The 22,846-nt window shown below is 52.8% G+C and carries 8 protein-coding genes; all 8 read left to right on the top strand.

What is annotated here, in order from left to right; translation table 11 throughout:
- Window positions 1-19 precede the first annotated feature (19 nt).
- The 8 genes from ACXAFI_RS11145 (at window position 20) to ACXAFI_RS11110 (ending at window position 22,829) form a co-directional block, all read left to right on the top strand.
- Window positions 20-604, top strand: coding sequence for a tetratricopeptide repeat protein (locus ACXAFI_RS11145; protein ID WP_475108860.1), 585 nt, complete (start codon window positions 20-22; stop codon window positions 602-604).
- Window positions 601-924 (top strand): hypothetical protein, encoded by a 324-nt coding sequence (locus ACXAFI_RS11140; protein WP_475108859.1) that lies wholly within the window; start codon window positions 601-603, stop codon window positions 922-924. Before ACXAFI_RS11145 ends, ACXAFI_RS11140 begins: the two co-directional genes overlap by 4 nt.
- Window positions 925-993: 69 nt before the next feature.
- Window positions 994-1,761, top strand: coding sequence for a MotA/TolQ/ExbB proton channel family protein (locus tag ACXAFI_RS11135; RefSeq protein ID WP_475108858.1), 768 nt, complete (start codon window positions 994-996; stop codon window positions 1,759-1,761).
- Complete coding sequence (locus ACXAFI_RS11130; RefSeq protein ID WP_475108857.1) at window positions 1,761-2,351, top strand: ExbD/TolR family protein; 591 nt, start codon at window positions 1,761-1,763, stop codon at window positions 2,349-2,351. Before ACXAFI_RS11135 ends, ACXAFI_RS11130 begins: the two co-directional genes overlap by 1 nt.
- Window positions 2,348-2,893 (top strand): ExbD/TolR family protein, encoded by a 546-nt coding sequence (locus ACXAFI_RS11125; RefSeq protein WP_475108856.1) that lies wholly within the window; start codon window positions 2,348-2,350, stop codon window positions 2,891-2,893. Before ACXAFI_RS11130 ends, ACXAFI_RS11125 begins: the two co-directional genes overlap by 4 nt.
- A gap of 9 nt (window positions 2,894-2,902) precedes the next feature.
- A complete protein-coding gene (locus tag ACXAFI_RS11120) occupies window positions 2,903-4,282 on the top strand; it encodes an AgmX/PglI C-terminal domain-containing protein (RefSeq protein ID WP_475108855.1) in 1,380 nt (459 codons plus the stop codon).
- A gap of 491 nt (window positions 4,283-4,773) precedes the next feature.
- Entirely contained in the window at window positions 4,774-17,613 is a 12,840-nt protein-coding gene (locus tag ACXAFI_RS11115) for an isopeptide-forming domain-containing fimbrial protein (RefSeq protein ID WP_475108854.1), read from the top strand.
- Window positions 17,613-22,829 carry an OmpA family protein gene (locus tag ACXAFI_RS11110; RefSeq protein WP_475108853.1) on the top strand — a complete coding sequence of 1,739 codons (5,217 nt, stop codon included), beginning with the start codon at window positions 17,613-17,615 and terminating at the stop codon, window positions 22,827-22,829. The genes ACXAFI_RS11115 and ACXAFI_RS11110 overlap by 1 nt, the downstream gene beginning before the upstream one ends.
- Window positions 22,830-22,846: the final 17 nt, after the last annotated feature.

The raw sequence follows: 22,846 nt of genomic DNA, 5'->3' as shown, positions 1-22,846 counted from the left end.
GAAAATGGAGATTAGGGCTATGCAAACAAGATTGCGAATGGTTGTCCTGATGGTTGTGGCTTTGTTTCTGGCTGCCTGTGCGGGTGTCCAGACCAAGTCGGGAAAAGTTTCTGATTATTCCTCTGTGCGGGTATCCGGCAGTGTGAGCCGGGACTTTGCGCGTTCCCTGGAACTCCTCGCCAATAAGGAATTTGTGCAGGCCATTGAATTATTGGAGTCGGTTGTTGAGCGGGAGCAGCGCTTGCCTGCACCCTATATCAATCTCGGTATTGCCCAATCTCAGGTTGGCGAGGAAAAAAAAGCGGAAGAGGCTTTTCTTAAGGCGTTAGAGATTGATGCCGAACACCCGGTAGCCACCAATGAGTTGGCTGTGCTTTATCGCAAGCAGGGTCGCTTTGCCGATGCGCGCAAAATTTATGTGAATGCCTTGGCAGAAAACCCCGAATACCTGCCTTTGATTAAAAATCTAGGCATATTGTGTGATCTCTATCTGCAAGATCTCCAGTGCGCTCTGGCACAATTCCAGCAATATGTGCAGCTGGAGCCAGAAGATCAGGATGTATCCATCTGGCTGGCGGATCTTAAGAGGAGGGCAGACAAGTGACAGTGCAGTGTAAATGGATTTTGCCGTTCCTTATGGGGTTAGTCATTTCGTCATTCGCCAATGCGCAATCACAGGATGAAGAAAAAACACAATCCACAGAAAAGAAAGTGGATTCCAAGGTAAAGGAGCTATCGGGTATATCCATTATTGGTAACAAGGAAGCGCCCAAGTCCCTATATATCGTTCCCTGGAAAAGTTCCGAGGTGGGCGTTGAAAGTGATCTTGTCTCCAGCTTGATGGACGACAAGCTCAAACCGCTCGACAAGGAAGTTTTCATGCGTGAGCTGGAGTTCTACCAGCTCAGCCTGTCCGGCGATTAACGCCGTCCTTTCTCTGGCAAGTGCCAGAGCAGCAACCAATTACTGCAGTATTTCTCAAGAGGGTTTGTAATGGACTTTTTCAATAGCGTCATCGAGTTTTTCCAGACGGGCGGTACTTTTATGTACCCCATTCTTGTGGTGGCCGCCCTGGGTAGCGCCGTAGCGATTGAGCGATTTATCCGCCTGCACTACGAGCGCCATACCAACCGCACCATGTGGGATAAATTACAGCCGATTCTCTCCAGCGGAGATTTCGATCGCGCTCGCAATCTGGTCAAGCAGGATAATTCCAGTGTAGCTAAGCTGCTTTCCATGGGCTTGGCCCGCCAGGGTGCGGTGCGCCGTCGCGAAGACATCGAAATCGCGATGGAAGAGAGCATGATGGAAATCACTCCGCAACTGGAAAAGCGCACTCCCTACGTAGCGCTGTTCTCCAATATTGCCACGCTGCTAGGGCTGCTCGGTACCATTATGGGCCTGATCGAAGCCTTTACTGCGGTTGCTAATGCCAACCCTGCAGAAAAGGCTGACCTGCTCTCCGCCAGTATTTCCGTGGCGATGAACACTACCGCCTTCGGCCTGATGACCGGTATTCCCCTGTTGATCGTGCATGCGCTGCTCAACTCTCTCACCGGTGAAATTATCGACAGCCTGGAAATGGTTTCCGTAAAAGCCTCCAACCTGATCGACAGCTCAACTCGCCGCCGCTTCGAAATCGATGCGCCCACTTCAGAGAAGAAAGCTGAAAATAAGCCAGTCAAGAAATCTGATAAGCACTCCAAAGCGCAACCCGAGGCCCAGGCCAAAACCGAAGAACAGCAAACGGAAACTGCGTAATGAGAAGGCGGCGCCACGGGAGAGATAAAGAAGCCCCGGAGCTGGACATTACCGCCTTCCTGAACCTGATGGTGGTGCTGGTACCCTTCCTGTTGGTATCGGCAGTGTTCTCACGGGTAACAATTTTAGAGCTGAATATGCCGAGCGGAGCCGGCGGCGGAGCGCCGGATGATCCCGCAGTTACGGTGGAAGTCGTCGTGCGTAAGGAGGCACTGGAAATCAGTGATGGTGAGAAGGTTATCGCGCGTTTTCCTAATCTGAATCAGCCCGAAGAGGGTGAGTCCGCACCGATGGAAGCAGCTGTGGAGGCCGGCACTGAAGAGGGCGAAAAGCTTGCCCTGTTGCCAACTGCCGAGGTCTACGACCTGAAAAAACTCACTGAGTTTTTATTGCAGGTAAAAGCCAGCTATCCGGAAAAAACGGATTCCATTTTGTTGATGGAAGCGGATATCGCCTATGAGCATCTCGTGGGTGTGATGGATACCGTACGCGGAGCCGAAGTGCGTGTGGAAGGCAGTGATCCCAGCGATCCCGAAGCGGTGGAGAGGGTGGTGCTGTTTCCCGATATTTCCATAGGAGATGCGCCGTGAGACATGAAAGCCGACGTATGAAGCGCATGGCGCGCAGCCATAAGCGCAAAAAAACCTCGGGGATGAACCTTACCTCACTGATGGACGTGTTCACCATTCTGGTGTTTTTCCTGCTCACCAACACCTCCAGCAATGAGGCGTTGGAGCCACCCAAGGTCATCACTTTACCGGATTCAGTGGTGGAGACTAAGCCCAGGGAAACCGTGACTTTGATGGTGACTGACGAGGAAATCCTGGTGGAATCCAATTCGGTGGTGGCTACCAGCGAGGTGCTTGAGAGTGAGGAAATCATTATCGAGGCCATCAAGCAGGCGATGATTGCCGAAATGGGTAAGGCCATTGGTGTGGTCCAGGCTTCTGCCGAAGCAGAGGCTGAGGAGGAAGGCACTGAAGGTGAAGTGCAGCCGGAGCCACCGGAAGTCAATATTCTCGCGGACAGGGGCATTCCGTTCAGTTTGCTTAAAAAGGTGATGTCCAGCTGTACGGAAGCTGGCTACACCAAGGTATCGCTGGCGGTTATTCAGAAAGCATCTCAGGGTTAATGGAAGTTTGTGAGTAATTTTCTACAACAACAGCAGGCGCTTAGCGAATCGCTCAATGCGGTTCGCCAGCGTATGCTCCTGCTCGAGGATGAGCGGCAGCAGATAGAGGAGCAGCTGGCCGAGTTGCAGGCCAGTGGCACCAAGTTCCAGCTGCTTGATGAAATATCTGAGCGTCTGAGCAAGCTCGAAGAAGCTGGCGCAGGGGAAATGTTTTGGGCCGAGCACTACCGGGCCGATGCTTCCGCTCAGGTGATTGCGCGAATTGGCGAATCCACCCGCGATTACAATGAGCGGCTGGACCAGCTGCATCAGTCTCGACGACAAGTCCTCGACAATATTGAATATTGTAATGAGGAAATCTTTGCTCTGGATGAGCAGGCGGATGAGCTGCGCCGTGAAGAGGAAGAGTCTAAGTACGAATTCGAAATCACACGCGAATTTGAACAGCCGGATTTTCGTCCGATGGTTATGCCTTGGCATACCCAAGGTGAGGATGAAAAGCGTTTCCGCCTCTGTGTATTTGCGTCTCTATTTATCGCCACTTTATTGGGTTATCTAGTGCCGCTCTACACGCTGCCGGAACCGGAATCCGAGGTGGTTGAAATTCCCGAGCGCCTGGCCAAGCTGGTCATCGAAAAGAAAACCAAGCCCAAGCCACCGCCTGAGCCGGAGAAAACCAAGCCCAAGAAAGAGGAGAAAAAACCCGAGCCTAAGCCTGAACAAAAGGTGGCTAAGCAGGAGCCGAAGCCTACCAAGACCGAGAAAAAGCAGGCTCGTAAGAAAGCCGAGCGCGCCGGTGTTCTGGCCTTCAAAGATAATTTCCAGGATCTCATTCAGGATGATCTGGATAATCGTCTCGGCCAGCAGACACAGCTGAGCACGGCTGGTAAGAAGGAAAATCGCAGCCAGCGTTCTCTGATTACTTCTGCTGCGGCCAAGGGTAGTGGCGGCCTGAGTGCTGCCGATGTGAGCCGCAACGTGGCTGGAACTGGGTCCTCTCTGGGTGGTGTCGAGTTTGCGCGAGTGGAGAGTGCTATCGGTACCGAAGGTGACTTTGCCGGTGAGGATCGTCCGCTTAGCGATGGTGTGGGGCCGTCCCGAACCGACGAAGAAATTCAGATTGTCTTCGATCGTTATAAGTCGTCGCTGTATCGTATCTACAACCGCGAGTTGCGTAACAACCCGGCTCTGCAGGGTAAGATGGTGTTGAAAATTACTATCGAACCGGATGGCTCTGTATCCATGGCACAAGTGGAATCCAGTGATATGGATTCACCGGCACTCAATGCCAAGATTGTGGCAAGGGTCAAGCGGTTTAACTTTGGTGAAAAGGCTGGTGTTCCAACGATCACCATTCTCTACCCGATCGACTTCCTGCCTCAAAACTAATCAAAAGTGTCTCCTTCTCACTTGGGTGAGGAGGAGACACTTTTTGTACATGCTGGTTGTGTAAAAGTTTTTAATTGCTTTCTCGATGACTCCCTTCCTGGGTATCCCTGAGAACCACTTGGCAATCTCCAAAAAAGTTCCCTTGCCCCGCAGTATTTATGACCTGTTTCACGGCCACTTTTTTCCTCTGCAATTAAAGTTCGCGCACCGGGCAGACCCTGTGCGGTGGCAGTGCTTGTGGGCTCTGTCGAGGATTTTGTAAACAGAAAAGCGGCGGCTAATAAGTGACGATGATGTCAGAAGTAATTGGACGGAAATCCTGGAATAATGCGCTTGTTGGTTTAGTGCTGCTCTGTATTTGGATTGCTTTATTTGCCCCGCAGGCTAGGGCGGATCACAACTGTCCCTCATCTCCGGATAACCCCGCATTTTTTAATATCATTGAACATAGTTCCTCTAACAGCTGGTGCGAGCTTTGTGGTGATGGTCAAGTGGCTATCAAGATCGAGGTCCCTAGTATCCGCAGTGATTTTATGGGAACTCAGCATATCGAGAACATTGTGGTCACAGAAGATCTTGGTTCTTCTCAGCTGGAATATGTTCCCGGTTCTACTTGGGTAAGTTCAGGTTCTATAATAAGTGAGCCTACAATTAGTGGCTCCACGATACGTTGGGATCAAAATGATTTAACTGCACTTGCTGCCCGTAATGAAAGTACCACTTTATGGATTACCTTTGAGGTACGCAGCAGAGCTGATAGAGAAGAGGACCTGGTCAATAACAACCGCAGAATTTATGCTTCTGCTTCATTTGACTATTGTGGCGATTCCGAAACTGATTACCATGATCTGGTGTTAAGTATTAAAGAGCCGCTGCCCTCCGTAGATAAACGCGGTCGTAATATCGATGCGGGTCAAACTAACTACACCAATGATGTTTACGGCAATATTAATGATGATGTGATCTGGCGTATCGCCATCTCCAATGCTGGGGATGCTGATATGCAGGATGTGCGCTTCGATGATTTGATGTCCAATCCGAATATGGATATCAATTATGCCTGCTCTAGTAATGCAGCCGCTGAGGTTATCGCCGATAACAATGGCTCAAACCCAGGCGTTTCTGGGTGTGTTTCAGCCAGCAACAATATCAATGATTTTGAGCTGGATGGCAGTTTCTCTGGTGGTTCTGGCCGTACGGATGTCCCGGCAAATTCAACTCTAAATATTTATCTGGTCGGTAAGGTAAACACTTCTTGTAGCGACGGCACTAATAAGGTTTCGGATATAGAGTGGGGTTGTGAAATTGATGACGATACTGGGGTGGGCGGAATTTCCTCTCCGGCTGTCGGGTCCGGGCCTGGTTCAGATTCAGAGGCGATGTATGCACGGGTTGCCGACGCGCTCGATATTACCCAGGTTATTACCGGAACCAACCTGAATCAGCCTTTGGGCTCCGCCGGGTTTGTAACTATTACTATCAATAACCAGACCCGCGGCTCGGTTAAGGATATCCAGTTCGTCAGCGATCTTCCCGATGAGTATGTGGTGGATACCACCTATACGCCGCAAATCATCCGTGAGCGCCGCGGCATTGATGGGCATGGGGCCAATTACAGCTCCACTTACCCCGGTAAGGCCGATACCTTGCAATGGCGTGTGGGTAGCAACTGGAATCAATGGCACACTGACCCCCTGCAAAATAACAAGCCGGAATTCCGTCTGCTGAGTAGTACTACGCACCGGGATTATTCGGACCAGCGCAATATGATGCGTCAGGGCGATGAGATACAAATCCGTTTCCGTATCGTTACCACGGAGCCGAGCTTCTACGACAAAATGGCCGACCTGGATGTTGAGGAAGAATCTGCAGGTAATGGCAAGGATCCCAACAGTAATATCCGCCTTGCGAATAATGTCCTAACGATTGATTACGAAGACTTTTGCCCCAGTACCAATCCACCGACTCAAGTTGAAAACCAGTCGGTTACACCGGACCCGGAAGACCTGGATATCAGCACTGTACACCCTCTGTATATTGTGCGGGATAGCGGTACTTCCGAGCTGACGGTTGATGTAACCAACAACGGTGGTCACGATGCGGACAATTACGATGTGTATGTCACCTTTGGTGAAGCAATGCGCGTGCTGTCCAATGACCGTGCCTGCACACCCATCGGCAAGCCAAACCCTGGTACAGTGCCGGCACATCCCCTTTGGAATCAGCCGGATTATTTACCAGCATCGTCAGCGGTTTATCGTTGTTCCAATTTAGGTGGCGTTATTGAGCCCGGTAAGACCGAGCGCATTGTTTTTCAGGTTGAGAAAAACCATTCAGCAACTGATGATGATCTTACTTTCCGCGCCGATGTAGTGGGGGAGATAACCCTCTCTGATGGTACACCACTGTATTTCCCCAACCCCGTTAAGCTGAGTCAAACAACACCTGAGGAACAACTTGCCAATAACTATACCCTCGACGGCATGCGTGCGCGGGTGATGGGTTTTAACCTGATCAAGGAACGCTCTGATCAGTGTAACGAACTGACTTCCGAAGCTGCCTTTTCCAATGACAGTGTGTTGATCGGTGAAGAGTGTCGCTTTGAAATCCAGGCCGGTGGCTGGTTCGGTTTCGATACGCCCGGATTTACTCTGATCGAAGTACGCGATATTGATGTGCTCGATGACCTGCCTGATGGTCAGGGCTATATTAACGATGCTCCGCTTAATTGTGCCGATGTTACACTGCCGCACCCAACTTCCCAGGCCAACTGTGTGGTAATTCCCAGCGGTGATATCGTAGAAAGTGGGGGTTTGAATATCCCCCTCAGTGAAACAGATTTTCTCTGGGAGGTAACTTCCAAGATCACCTTGCGAGACCGCTGGTTCCTTGCAGATATGACCACGCGCTTGTTGAATGATCCGGTAGACACCGAAAATACCGATCCGAATCAGCATGCCAATCCCAGCACCGACTTTGCGCGCGCGCAATTTACCGCAGTGTTCGATACCGAAACAATTGTGGTGGATAATTTTAATACCAGCGGGATCTTGACCAATATCGACGGTATTCCGACTACAGTCCCGGGCTTCCCGGATATTACTGAATGGTCGGAAACCGTAACCGTCTCTGAGCCCCATATCGAAATCGATAAGAAAGTCTGTAACGAAAACCTCTATGGTATCGGCACCAGCTGTACAAATTTCGTGGACTTTACGAATGAAGGTCACCGGGACCAGACTTATATTTTCCGTTTGACCCTGACTAACCGCGCCGCAGATGCTGGAGTAAACCGTGCTCCGGCCTACGATTTGGTTGTTACCGATACCCTCGACCCCACCGGTCAGATGTGTGTGCAGGCCCTGGGCAGCGATGGCTTGGACAACGATGGCGATGGTTCAGCGGAAACGAACAGTGGTGACGATGGATGGGTCGGCACCACTATCGGGGCGAATAATTATTCTGAAGCTAGCCATTGTAGCGATGGTGGAACTCCGGCCATTGTTACCTTCTCTTATGAGCACTCCTCGGCATTGGAGCGAATTAATCCCGGTGATTCGATCACCCTTTATTACCGAGTAAAGCCGCATCGCTCCGTAGCACCATTGCAGCTATTCAATAACACCTTCTATACCCGCTATGACAGCCTGGAAGGTGACTTTGGCCACCAGACTGCCACACAGATCGATAGTGATGCGGACAACGATGGTGTCGGGGATGGGTCTCCTGCAGCGGGGCGTGCACGCCACTATAAATCGGCCGATGCTGAAGCGCGCATGCAGATTATTGAGGTAAAAGCGGAACCTAAACAGGCCCTGGAGCTTTCTAATAGCACTGCCAGTGGCACCAATAGTGATACTGCCGTTGTTGGTGAGGAAATTCGCTACCGATTAACCGCGAAAATCCCCGCGGCCAAGTTGCGTAACTTTGTTATTCGCGATGAATTGCCAGCGGGTATGCGTTGTATTGAAGGGCAAACGGTTAACCTCAATGCTTCTCCCTACGATGCCGCCGGTTTTATTCCAGGGGGGACGTTTAGCGCAACCTGTACCAGTACTGGCACTGCCGATTATGTGGAGTGGGATTTTGGTGACCAGGAACTCACAACGGTAACCGGCAGCCTGTTTGATTTCCCAGTTGAATTTATCGCACGTATCGAAAATAGCAGTAATACTGATGATGGCGATTTGCTGGGCAACGGGGGTAGCTACACCACCGCGCAGGTGAGTTATGTGGATGAGGCCGGTGGCAATATCGTAGTGCCTTTCGACTCCCACGAAATTACCGTGTTGGAACCGAAGATAAAACTCAATAAATCCTTCGCTGTAACCAATAGCGATGCGGACGATATTCTCACAGTAACTGTAACCGCGGAAAATACCGGTAGCGCCGCTGCCTATAATCTGCAGGTGCTTGATGACCTGACCGGTACCAAGTTGGTTTACGTTGGCAATATCGGTGGTAATGATCCCCCCCAAAATGTTGATGTCACTACTGTAGGTGCCAATGCACCGATCTTTAGCTGGAATCGCAACAATGCGGATTACAGTATTGCCGTTGGCGCCACTAAATCCTTTACGTTTGATGTGCGCGTAGAGCAGGGCGTAGAGCCCCATGAGATTCTGGATAACACTATTCAGGCTCGCTGGCAGTCCCTGCCGGGCAAAGATATTTCATTGAATAGCAGCAAGACCATCGGCAACGATGGGGCCGCTGATGGTATGCGTATCGGCGTACTGCCCAATGGTGGTGACGCTATCAATGATTACGAAACCAATGCCAGTGCCCAGACAGAAGTCTTGCCACTGCAAATGAGTAAAACTGATTTGCAGCCGGCGGTAGTTCCCACTATCGGTGCCCATAAAAAATTCCAGCTGGAGATTCGTTTACCTGAAGGTATCAGCCAAAGCGTAGCGATTACGGATCAACTGGGCAGCCCGGAAGGTTATGTGCTTAGTCATAATAGCGATTACGACATCAGCTACGACTTTATCGGTATCGAGACCATCAATGGCGCTGCGCCCTCTGAAGCCGCATTTAATAGCTTCCCCGCAGACAACACTGCTGGCAATGCCACCTGGGATATCGGTACCGTCGATACGAATAGTGAAAATGACACTGCTGGCGGAACCATTGAACCACTGATCCGTATTACCTATTTCGCCCGTATCGCCAATGATTTGGCCACTAACGACGGTGACTCACGCCGCAACGGTGCCACCCTGTCTTATAGCAATGGCGAAACCGGGGCCGGGGAAAATCTCAATGACAGAACTGCCGCGGTTACCGTGGTAGAGCCCCTGTTAACAGTGAGTAAAACCGTGAGCAATGCAACCAACCCCGGCAATTTACCCGTGGGTGGCGATGTATTGGAGTACGAGATTACCGTGGCCCACGCTGGTGGCTCCACCGCTGCCGCTTACGATTTAAATCTGGTGGACACACTGCCGTCGGAACTGCAGTTGGATAATAGCTTTACTCCGACCGCATTGATTAACGGCGGCGTCGTGGCTGGTTTTGTCGCTACACCGGCGGCGGCACCGAATGGACCGTTGATTTGGGGTCGCGATAACGGCGATAACAGCCTGGACCTGCAGTTGGGTGAAACCCTGGTGATCACCTATCGCACCCAGGTGAATGGGGTTTTTGGTTCGCCGATTAGTAATAGTGTGATGCTGGACTGGACCTCACTGGATAACAGCAGCAGCAACGATCAGGCCTATGAGCGCGATGGCGCCGGCTGCCCAAGTATTTCTGCACCGGATGACTACTGTGTAGGCCCGGCCAACGCCAGTATCGATACGGTGGATAACACCAGTCTCTCCAAGACTGTGATTGCGGATTCCGATAGCGCTACTCCAGTGGGTACACTGCGTGTTGGTGACACGGTGACCTATCAGCTGGTCCTGAACCTGCAAGCGGGCACTACTCCGGCGGTAACCGTTACCGATACGCTGCCCAGCGGCTTGGAATTTGATTCCATTGTCAGTGTAAATGGCGATACCACCGCCCCCTACAATGACAATCTGAACGATTACTCCTATGCGGCGATTGCCGTGCCCACTGCCGGCGATACCGGTACGGTAACTTGGAACCTGGGGGATATTCGCAGTAATTTCGGCAATACCAATCACTTTGTGATTGAGTACACCGCCAAGGTGCAAACCGGTGCAGGCATTGCCGTACCCACCGCCACCCTGACCAATACTGCGCAATTGAATTACACCGGTGCCGCCAGCGCATTGCAGGACAGCGCCAGCATTACGGTGCTGCAGCCGCGCCTCGCGAATCTGACCAAGACCGATGCCAACTGGCCCAGTTCCCATATGAATGTGAACCCGGCCAATGATGTGATGCAGTTTACCCTGCAAGCCTGCAACACCGGTTTGGCTCCAGCCTATGATCTGTCATTGACCGATGATCTGGCTACGCAGATGGACCAGAATTCCATCGCCAACTTGCGGGTGTCTCTGGATGGCACAGTACTGACGCAGGGCGCTGACTACAACTACACCGCACCGGCCAATCGCGGCGACGATATGCACTTTACTCTGCAGGTGCCTATCGAAGCCGGCGCCTGTTTGGATATTTATTATGAAATTGGTTTTTATACCGATATCGGCGGCGGTGAAAATTGGGTAAACACCTTTACGGCCAATGAATTCTGGTCACTGCCCAGCAAGAACGGCGAGCAGTATGCCCCAGTTCCCCTGGCAACCCCTTATCCGATGGGTACAGTTGCCACCACGGTAACGCCGCCACAGAAAACCCTGCTTACTGCCCCTGCGGCGGCAGTGGGCGAGGAAGTGGTGTATCGCATTCAAGTACCGGGCAGCGCCACCACCGCGGCGATTCATGACTTAGTGATTACCGATGTGCTCGACCCCAGCCTGTCACTGGTGCAGTTGCAGGAAATAAATGGCCGCGCATTTACAGATAACACCAGCAATAACAATATTGCCCTGGCCGTGGATATGATTCCGGCTGGCGATGTGGCGATTTTTGAGGTGCGTGCGCGTGTTGCCAATAACGCAACCGCGCAGGCGGGGCACAGTTTTGCCAATGAGGCCAGCTATACCTTTGCCGCCACCAAAGGTGGTGCGGCTCAGGCTGGTGGTGTTGGCACTGCGCCGACGCTCACGATTGTTGAGCCGGATTTATCCGCAACCAATGCCGTAGCCAACCAGACCAGCCCCGGCAATGACCCGGATGCGGGCGATATTCTGCGCTTCACTCTGGATCTCAGCGCTGCGGGCAATACAGAAAATTCTGCCGCATTTGATTTGGCAATCAGTCAGCAGCTTTCACTCGGCCTGCAATTTGTACCGGGCAGTGTCACCTTTGCCGGTGCCGCCCAGGCTGATCCCACTGTCACTGGCGATGGTGTGAATAACGCACAAGCGCTCGAATGGAACCGTACTAACAGTGATCTGGACATCGCCGCAGGCAATAACAGCCTGCTGGTATTCGATGCATTGGTATTAGATGAAGTATTGGCGGCCGCCTCGCTTTCTGCTGCTGCACGTATCGAGTGGACCAGTCTGGATGAAGACAACAGCAGTTCCCACGAGCGTAATGGTGCCGATGGTGTCGGCGGTTTAAATGATTATGTGCTGGAAAGTATCGCTGCACAGCTGACCGCCGCCAATGACAGTACCCTGAGCAAAACCCGTGTCGACGACAGTTACGGTAGCGGCAATGCCCAGTTGCGTGTCGGTGATCTGGTGGAGTACGAGCTGCGCCTGGCATTGCCCGAAGGCTCAGCACCGAACACTCAGATTGTCGATACCCTGCCGCAGGGCATGGTATTTGCCGGTACTGTGTCAGTGAATGGAGATAGCAACGCACCCTTCGCGGCTGTGGCACCTTTCGCTCACAGTGATATTGCCGAGCCGGTGCAGGCTGGTGACCCCGCGATGGGCCCAACGACATTAAGTTGGAATATTGCCGATCTGCGCAATCTCGGCGATAACAATGCAGCCAATGACGAATTTGTGCTGCGCTATCGTGCTCGGGTATTAAACCGCGATGTACATCCATGGCCTGCCAATAATACGGCGCTCACCAATAATGCGGTGTTTAGCTTTGATGCGGCCACCGGTACAGAGGCCCGCAATGACAGCGAAACCCTGGATCTACTGCAGCCGGATTTGGCGGTAGCGATCAGCGCGACGCCCGCAGGTGGTACCACTCTGTCCGCCGGTGACACGGTCGATTACACCATTACCATTACCAATAATGGCTCAGCACCGGCGTACGATCCGGTCTTTAAAGATTTGATTCCCCACGGCCTGCGCCAGGGTGGCATCAGTGTGCAGTCGATCAATGTGAATGGTGCTGCGGCCGGCGCAATTGCCCCGGCGTTCGATAACAGTACCGGTGAGGCGGTTTGGGATTTCTCTGCGGGAACAGGTTATGCCATTAATCCGAGTCAGACTTTGCAGATGGTGTATCGCGTACAGGCCGATGCCAACTTAGGCGCGGGCCTCAATCTGCAAAATGCAGCCTATGTAGAAACCTATTACTCACTGGATGGCGATAATCTGCCTTCCCTGGGAGCCACTGCGGTTGCTTTGGATATGCGCGAAGACTACGGCCCCACAGCCCCAGTGGGTGTGCAGTTTAATACCCCCAATGCCGCGCCGCTGTTAATTGAAAATACTCAGCCCACGGCCTCTATAGGCGAGCCATTCAATTACCGTATTACCATTCCGCAAACGCCACAGCCGGCAGCCCTGCACGATGTGAGTGTGCTGATCGACTTGAGTGCTTCTGCTGCGGATCTGGAATTTATTGGTGCGGCCAAGGTTTCCGGTAAAAACGCATTTACCCCGCAAAATACCGGCTCCGCCTCTGCATTGGTGATTGCCGATAGCACCAGTGGCATCGACATACCGGCTGGTGAGCAGGTGGTGATTGATATCACTCTGCGCCTGCGCGACAGCAATCCGCCCAATGTGGATGGCTTCCTGTTTAGCAACAGCGCCAGTTACAGCTACAACTACGGCAACGACAATCCGGCGTTGGGGCAGGGCGCCGGTGCCGGTAATACCACTTTGGATATGCAGGTGGTAGAACCCACGGCGATTACCCTGACAAAAACCGGCCCCGCCAGTGTGCAGTCTGGTTTGCCCGGTACTTTTACTTTGGACTTACACAATATCGGTACCGGCCCTGCTTGGGATATCAACGTGACCGATATTCTGCCGGACAATAATCCCGGTGGTATGTGTGAAACCGCACCAAATAATTTTGCTGCGCAAATTACAGACGCTGCCGGTACAGCAATTGCCACTCTGAGCGAAGGCACCGATTTTAATACGGCCTTTGATGCAGCCAGCTGTACGCTCACCCTTACCTCGATTGGCGCTGGGGCAATGTTGGTTGCGGATCACCATCTGTTGCTAAGTTACGACGCCACCCTGGATGCGGATACCCGCGATGGCGATACGCTCACCAATATTGCCGGCGTAACACTGTGGCACAGTTGGGATAGCAGTGCGCCCGAAGCGCGTCAGTACACCCGTCCGGCGCCAACCGACGGCACTCCTGGGGTTCTTGATCACGAGGACGCGTTCAGCGTGAGCGCCTCGGTGCCCAAGGTGACTTTCTACAAGACTGTTGAGAATGTTACTCGTGGGGAAAGTCCAGCAACTGAGGCCAGCCCTACTGAGGTATTGCGTTACACCCTCACACTGACAAACCTGAGCGGTGTGGATGTAAGCAGTATTGAAATTACCGATGACCTGGGCCGCCTCAACAGCCTGCCGCTGTTCCAGTCCGGTTCACTCCAGCTGGTAACAGCTCCGGCAAATAGCGATAGCAGCGGAACAGATCCTTCTGCTGGTACCCACGGCAGTGGTTTGCTGAAGGTGACAAATCTTGACCTGGCAGCAAGTGGCAATGCTGGCGATTCAATTCAGTTGGTCTATGAAGTCACTCTCGCCCCTGTTATTGATAGCGCTACAGCTGTATTGAATCAGGCTCAGGTACAGTTGCCAGGCCAGTTACTCAAAAACAGTGACGATCCCAATATTAACGGCACCGATGATCCTGACGCGGAGGGTGATGAAGATCCTACTCAGGTGTTAATCGATTCCGAGCCACTGCTGGTGGTACACAAAACCTCAGCGGATATAACAGGCGATCCTGATCTGCTGATGGTGACGGATACTCTGCGTTATACCATTCGCGTGGAAAATACCGGTAGCGAAAATGTCGTTAATGCAATGCTGCGCGACCAGATTCCAGCCAATACCACTTACGTAGCGGGTTCCACCACCTTGAATGGTTCAGCGCTTTCGGATGTAAGTGGCACTTCTCCTCTTGCAGCTGGAATGAGTATTAATACCAATGGCGAGGCCGATGGCTTTATTGGTGCGGCTGCAACCGGTGTTGCAGCTGCGGTGGTCACCTTTGATGTCACCATTAATGATGTCAACGATGGCACCATGATTTCTAACCAAGGCTTTGTTAATGGCGAGGGTGCAGGAAGCGGTCCCTTTGCTGAAGTGCCTTCGGATGATCCTGCTACCGATGCGCCCAACGATCCTACAATCGATATTGTGGGCGATGTCCCCTTGCTGATTGCTCATAAAACCGTGGCAATTACTGTGGACAATATTTCTGCGGGCATTGTTGATCCCGGTGATGTACTGCGTTACACCATTGCAATTTCCAATATGGGGGGTGTCGATGCACTACAGGCGGTTCTCACCGACCAGGTGCCTGCAAATACCACTTATGTTGCTGGCAGTACGACCCTAAATGGCGTGGCTGTTGCCGACAACGCTGGCGGTATGTCACTGCTGAATACGGCCTTGCCCGTGTCTTCCAATGACCTAACACCACCACTGCCGGGTGCCGATGAGGGGGTGATCACTTCTGCACAAACGGCCACTGTAACTTTTGATGTGATGGTGAATGCGGACGTTGCCAGGGGAACTGTAATTAGTAACCAGGGCAGCGTCACTGCAGAAGAACTGCCACTGGTTCTCACTGATGCGGATGGCAATCCGGCCAATGGTGCCCAGCCGACTCTAGTGGTTGTGGGTGATGCACAGCTACTTTCAATTGTGAAAGAAGTCGCCGTTATCGGTGGCGGTGCAGCTGAAGCCGGTACAGTGCTGGAGTACCTGGTGGCCATTGAAAATATCAGTGGTGTACCGGCAACCATGGTGACTATTACTGATGACCTAATGGTTGCTGGTGATGGTGTCCTTACCTACGTTGCAGACTCTGCCACCCTCAATGGCCAGGTCGATGGTGTCAGTATCGCTGGTCAGGTAATTACCGCAGATTACTCAACTATTTATGGGGACTTGTTGCCGGGTGAAAGTGCAACACTGCGCTTCCAGGCAAAGCTTTCCGACAACCTGGAAATTGGTTATACGGTGCTGAACACCGCTGAAGTACAGTGGAATAATCCTCCTTCAACTAATCAAGCCAGTGTTGCCATAGATGTGGGCGGTACGCCGGGTATTGCCAACTTGGCCGGTTACCTATGGCACGATGTGAACTTCAATAACCAGGCGGATGCAGACGAACGATTATTGTTGAATTGGGCTGTAGATCTCTATTTCAATGATACTTTGCTGGAAACTATCCAGACCGACGAAAACGGTTACTTCCAATTCCAAGGGCTAGTTCCAAATGGCTACGGTGGTCTCAGTTATGAGATGCGCTACACCGCACCGGATGCCACTGAAAATACTGCATCTTTAGGTAACTCGGTTTCCGATTTCACCGATGGTCCGCAACGTATTAGTGAGATTTTTGTAGACTCAGGGGCCAATCCGCAGGACTTGAATTTACCGCTGACACCAAATGGTGTGGTGTACAACTCGATCCTGCGTGAGCCCATTACCGGTGCTGCTCTGACCATGCTGCGCGCTAGCTCTGGGCAGGAATTGCCGGATCGCTGTTTCGATGATGAAAAGCAGCAGGGCCAAGTAACCCATACCGGTGGTTACTACAAATTCGACATTAATTTCGATGATGCCGCTTGTCCTGCCAATGCGGACTACCTGATTAAGGTAGAGCTTGCCGATAAGAAATATGTCGGTGGTGAATCCCTGGTAATCCCTGCGCAAACCAATGAGGAAACTGCCGGGTTCGATGTGGGTGCCTGCCTCGGCAGCAATGCCGATATGGTGCCGGGAACCGCGCAGCACTGTGAAGTGCAGCTGTCCCCAGCGCATCCACCGCTGGATATCGAAGCGCGCGATGCGTTAACCGATTACTACCTGCGCCTCTCTCTGGATGACCAGCAGATTCCAGGGGACAGCCAGTTGTTCAACAACCATATTCCTATGGACCCGAACCTGGAGGGTGCGCTTTCCATTACCAAAACTGCGGCCATGCTGAATGTGACTCGCAGCCAGCTGGTGCCTTACACCATTACCTTTGGCAACAGCTTGCCGGTGCCGCTCACAGATTTGCAGCTGGTGGACTTCTTCCCCGCTGGCTTCAAATACGTGGCCGGCTCGGCCCGCCTCGACGGCGAACCGGTAGAGCCGGAGACAAAAGGCTTGCAATTGATCTGGTCCGACTTGCGTGTGGAAGCCGATCAGACCCGCGAGCTGAAACTGCTGCTGGTCGTGGGCTCCGGCGTGGGCGAGGGCAAGTATGTTAACCGCGCGGCTATGTTCAACCAGCTCTCCGGGCAGGCAGCTTCTGGTGAGGCCTCGGCAACCGTGCGTGTGGTGCCAGACCCCACCTTCGACTGTACCGATGTGATCGGTAAGGTTTTCGACGATAAAAATATGAATGGCTATCAGGATGCCGGTGAAGGTGGTTTGCCTGGTGCGCGAGTGGTGAGTGCTACTGGCCTCAATGCTACCGCTGACGCCCACGGTCGATTCCATATCACTTGTGCTGTGGTACCGAATCCTGATCGCGGTTCCAATTTTGTGCTCAAGCTCGACGATCGCAGTCTGCCTAGCGGCTATCGTCTCACCACGGAAAACCCGCGTGTAGTGCGCGCGACCCGAGGCAAGATGGTGAAGTTTAACTTCGGTGCCAGCTTGCACCGGGTGGTGCGACTGGATATGGCTGAGGCGGTCTTTGAACCGACAACTACCGAGATGCGTCCCCAGTGGCAGTCCCGTATTGAACTGTTGCTGGAAAAACTCAGTGAAGCGCCTTCGGTATTGCGTCTGTCTTACCTCGCGGAAAATGAAGACCCGGATTTGGTGGAAGAGCGTTTGCAAGCGATCAAGACTGAAATTGCCGAGCAGTGGGCAGCTAGTTATGGCGACTACGAATTGACTATTGAAACGGAAGTATTCTGGCGGCGTGGTGCGCCGCCTAGCAAAGGAGGGTGGCAGTAATGTCCTTTGCAGATAGCGATAAAAATCGCAGTAGCATGGAACCATCGAGTGCTCTGGTTGCTGTAAAAAAAACTGTTCGCACATTTCGCCGACGTGAGCGCTGTTTGGCCACAGCCATCGCCCTGGCCTTGGCGCTACCGGCGCAAGCGCAACAACCAGTTGTCGCTGAGGCCGCCGAGCCTCAGGAGGCGAGCTGGTGGCAAGTGTGGCAAAAAATTCCCGGACTGACTCCAGAAATAGAGGAACCTCAGGCAGAATTTGAGGAAAAGTCCATCGGCAGCAATACGGAAACCATGCTATTGCGTGCCCCAGCCAATCAATGGCTGCAGGATGCAGGGAGTTTTATTGCTCCGCCTGAGCCAATTGTGCTGGAAGACTTTATCGAACCCATACCGTTTTATACTGTAGAGGATGAAGTCTCCCCAGAGGCTATAGAGTTATTGCGAGAAAAACTCACCGAGTTAGGTGAAAAGCCAAACTTTAAGCTGCACTTTATTGGCCACACCGATTCTGATCCCATGCAAAAAGAATTGGTGGCTGATTATGAGAATAAGGATGACTTTACCCAGGCCAGGGCTCAGTTCGTAGCAGATTTCTTCCAGCAGGCCCTGGACTTGCCAGAGGAAATGATCACCGTGGAAGGCCGCGGTGATGTCGAGCCAATCGCCGACAATATCACCACCGCAGGGCGCGAACTGAATCGCCGCGTCCAGGTGCAGGTGACTTACGATGCCCTGAATGAAGAAGCCATGGCGGCACGCGCCCGCGCTGAAGCCCTGGCGCTCAATCGAGTGAAAGTATGCCGGCAGGAAACGGTTTGTAGGCTCAACTATACCGCTGGTACTGAGCAGCGCGCGCGTTTAAAGAACCTGGTCAATCCTCTGCGCTGGCAGGCAGGGCAAGCGAATTTGCCCGAGGCGTTTTTACGCCGTATCCGCGAAGTGCGCTCGAATTTAGCGAATAAAAATAATCTGGTCATCCATTTTGTCGGCCACACCGATGCACTGCCTCTGCAGATTGGTGAAAGTTCTGAACAGCAGCAGAGTGCTTATCGGGAAAAATCCCATAGCGAAGCTCGCCGTGTCGCTCTGGCGGTGCGCGATGCCCTGGGCCTGCCGGGCACCATGATTACCAGTAGCGGCAAGGGGGCCAGTCAGCCTATTGCCGCCAATGACACACCTAAAGGCCGCGCTCTCAACCGTCGCGTGGAAGTGGAATTCTGGTACGACGATCCCCTCGAAGTAGCGGTGGACGGGGTACAGGCCTGCCCGGAAGCGGCGGCTGCAGAAACCATTACCATTGCACACCAATCCCTACGTGGAGATATACCGCCCATTCGCTTCGATAATGGCGATCCGATTATTACCCAGGCACAGCTGACCCAAATGCGTGCGGCCATGGGGGAAATCGCCAGCAAGGCCAATGTGCGCTTGAGCTTTATTGGCTACAGCGAAAACAAACGTATGGATCGCCGTGAAGCCATGGTTTATGGCGATGATGTGGGGCTTTCCGGTGCACGCGCTCGCCGCGCTATGGAGCAGGTAAAAGAGCTTCTCAGCCTTGAAGACACCCAAGTGCAATCGGAAGGTCGCGGTTATGTGCAGTCCGACGATGTAGTGGCCAACGGCTTCACTCTGAATGAAGGTGCCAGGGTTGAAGTACAGGTACTTTACGATGAGCTGGCGATTCTGGCGGAGAGTGACCGCCTGGAAATTGAGCGCATTAATCGCGAGGCTATCGCCAATAATCCCTATTCTCTGAATTTAATGCGTATTACCGTGGATGGCAGCCCGGAGTATGACCCTTATAAAAACTCAGCCGATTTACAGCGTTGTACCGATGTGGCTCTCGATAATGCCAATATCCAGTTCCGCTTCGATAACAAAAAGATGCAGCCGCGCCTGAATGTTTCAGCCTGGCCTAATACCATCCGCTATGCGGATAACCCGGATACCGAACACAGCGAGAACCGCGTAGTTTTCCGCAGCTATACCAACTATCCCACCTTTATTGAGCAGGCCGAGGTGCGGCTGTTTGAAGAGGGCCAGTCCCTGCGCGACACTCCCCTTGACGTGGTTCCGCTGATCGCTGGGGAAGGAGAGTGGTTTGCGGAATTTTCCCAGTTCCAGGCGCCGTTAAAAAAACTGCACTATGTGCTGCGGGTGTACGATAGAAAAGGCCGCTTCGATGAAACCACCGAACAGACTCTGTGGTTGGTGGACAAGGTCGAAGAGTCCACGAAAGATGTGGATGTCTCCCAGGAATTACTGGTTGGCTACGGCGAGAACCGCTTAGCGCGACGAAGTATCCCTCTGGATGGCAATAGTGTGCTGGTGAATGGTGCTGAGGTGCCGCCAGGGCACACTGTTTGGCTGGCGGGTAATCCAGTACCGGTTAACGAGCAGGGCCAGTTTGTGGCCGAGCAGATTTTTGATCCCGGTATGCATACCGTAGAGGTGGCGGTTCTGGATGAAGAGGGCAATGGCGAATTGTTCCTGCGCGATCTGGAATTTGCTAAAAACGACTGGTTTACCGTGGGTATTGCCGATCTCACGATCGGCTACGATAAAACCAACGGCCCTGCAGCGCTGGTGACCGGCGATGAAACCCACTATGACAATTCTGTCAGCTACGATGGCCGACTGGCGTTTTATACTAGCGGTGGCTTCGGTGAAGGCTGGCGTTTGTCCGCCAGTGCGGATACGGAAGAAGGTCCTGTCGACGATCTGTTTTCCAACTTTATGGAAAAAACGCCGGATGCCCTGTTTCGTCGTTTAGATAGCGATCTTTATTATCCCACCTTTGGTGACGACTCCACCGTAGTGGAAGATGCGCCCACCTCTGGCAAGTTTTATGTGAAGTTGTCCAAGTACGACGATTACGGCTTGTGGGGTAATTTCAAAGCGACCTATGCCGATAATGAACTGGCGCAAATAGATCGTGCTCTTTACGGTGCCAACGGTCACTTCGAAAGCGATTCCATGACCAGCTTCGGGGAAAAGCGCTTCCAGGTGGATGCCTTCGGCGCGGAGCCAGGTACTATTGCCGCACGCGATGAGCATCGAGGAACCGGCGGTTCCCTGTATTTCCTTCATCACCAGGATATTCTGAACGGTTCCGAGCGCCTGCGAGTGGAAGTGCGGGATAAAGACTCAGGCCTGGTGCTAGCTGTAAAAAATCTCTCGCCGGTCATTGATTACGATATCGATTATATTCAAGGCCGCGTACTGCTGAACAAACCGCTATCCGCCCTGGCTAACGATAATTTATTAATTCAGGATGGCTCCTACAACGGCAATCCCCAATATCTGGTCGCCCGTTACGAATATACTCCCGGCTTTGAAGAGATGGACACCCTGGCCTTTGGTGGCCGCGCCCATTACTGGTTTGGAGATCACGTAAAGCTGGGGCTTAGTGCTACCCAGCAAGATGAGGACGACAACGAAACCGCGTTGCAGGGCTTCGATTTAACCCTGCGCAAAACCGCCGGTAGCTGGCTAAAAGTGGAAGTGGCCAACAGTGAAGGCGGTAACTTGGATACCACCAACTCTTTGGATGGCGGTTTCACTTTTGATAATGGTCAGACCTTAGACCCCGAGGCCTCTGCGGGCGCGACCAAAGTAGAGGGTAGCCTACAGCTGGGAGATTTCTTCGAAAGTCTGCGCGGCTCCAGTAATTTTTACCACCAGCAGCGCGAAGCCGGCTTCTCCGGCCCCGGCCAATTTGCCCGGGGCGAAACCACACAGTTTGGAGCCGGGGTCAACCTACCTCTTGGTGAAAGTTTCGATGTGGGCTTGAAAGCGGACAATAAAGAAGAGGAATTCGGTCTGCACACAAGTGCTACAGATCTGATGCTCGGCTATCGCCTCAACGACCACTGGCGCCTTAGCTCGGGCGTGCGCAATGATAGCCGCGAGGATTTCTCGGAGGTCGTTGCAGCTACCCAAACCGAAGGCGATCGCACCGATATGGCGGTGGAAGCCAGTTATGATTCCGGTGAAAACTGGAGTGCTTTCGGCTTTGTACAGGGCACTGTGGAAGTAAACGGCACCCGTGAAGAAAACAACCGGGTTGGTATGGGTGGCGCCTACCGGGTGAGTGACAGACTCACCATGGATAGTGAAGTCTCCAGCGGCGATACCGGTTTGGCCGCGCGCCTGGGTACCGATTTCCTGGTGAGCGATAGAACCAGCGTCTACCTGAATTACACCCTCGATAACGAGCGCAGCGATACCGGCGTGCGTGCCCGCAAAGGCAATATGAGTACCGGCTTCCGCAGCCGTTATTCCGACACTTTGAGTATGTATGGTGAGGAGCGCTACAGCCACGGCGATGTCTCCACCGGCCTGACCCACGCCCTGGGTATGGACCTGGCACCCAACGACCGCTGGACATATGGCACCACAGTAGAGGCGGGCACCCTGGAAGACCCACGCACCGGCGCCAAAACTGAGCGCAACGCCCTGGGACTTAATATGGGCTATAGCCTGGATGAAATCCGTTTGGCTTCGGCAGTGGAATACCGCACCGATACCATGGAAACCACACTGGATGAAAATACCGTGCTGGAATCCGAGCGCGATACCTGGCTGCTAAAAAACACCCTGAGCTATCAACTCAACCCAGACTGGCGCTTGGTCGGCAAATTCAATTACTCCGATAGCAAAAGCTCCCAGGGCGAGTTTTATGATGGAAAATTTACTGAAGCGGTAATGGGCTACGCCTACCGCCCGGTGAATCACGATCGCCTCAATACGCTATTGAAATACACCTATTTCTATAACGTGCCCACCAAAGATCAGGTAACGGTAGAAAACACCTCGGCTGAATTTATTCAGAAGAGTCATATTTTCTCCGTGGATGCCAGCTACGATCTCACCCAACGCTGGACCCTGGGAGGCAAATACGCCTACCGCCTGGGCCAGTTAAGCCTGGATAGAGAAGACCCGGAATTCTTCGACAGCCGCGCCAGCCTCTATGTACTGCGCGCAGACTGGCATTTTGTAAAACGCTGGGATCTGTTAATCGAAGGCCGCCTACTCGACTTGCCCGAAGCACAGGATAGCAAGAGTGGTGCCTTGGTCGGCCTGTACCGTCATATCGGTGATCATTTGAAGTTGGGGGTGGGTTACAACTTTACCGACTTCTCCGATGATCTCACCCAGCTGGATTACGACAGCCAGGGGATGTTTGTGAATATTGTTGGTAAGTTGTAAGAGTGGAGTAGGAATTA

The sequence above is a fragment of the Microbulbifer sp. ABH2_005 genome, from assembly GCF_056160005.1.
This window is presented reverse-complemented; position numbering and strand designations above follow the sequence as displayed.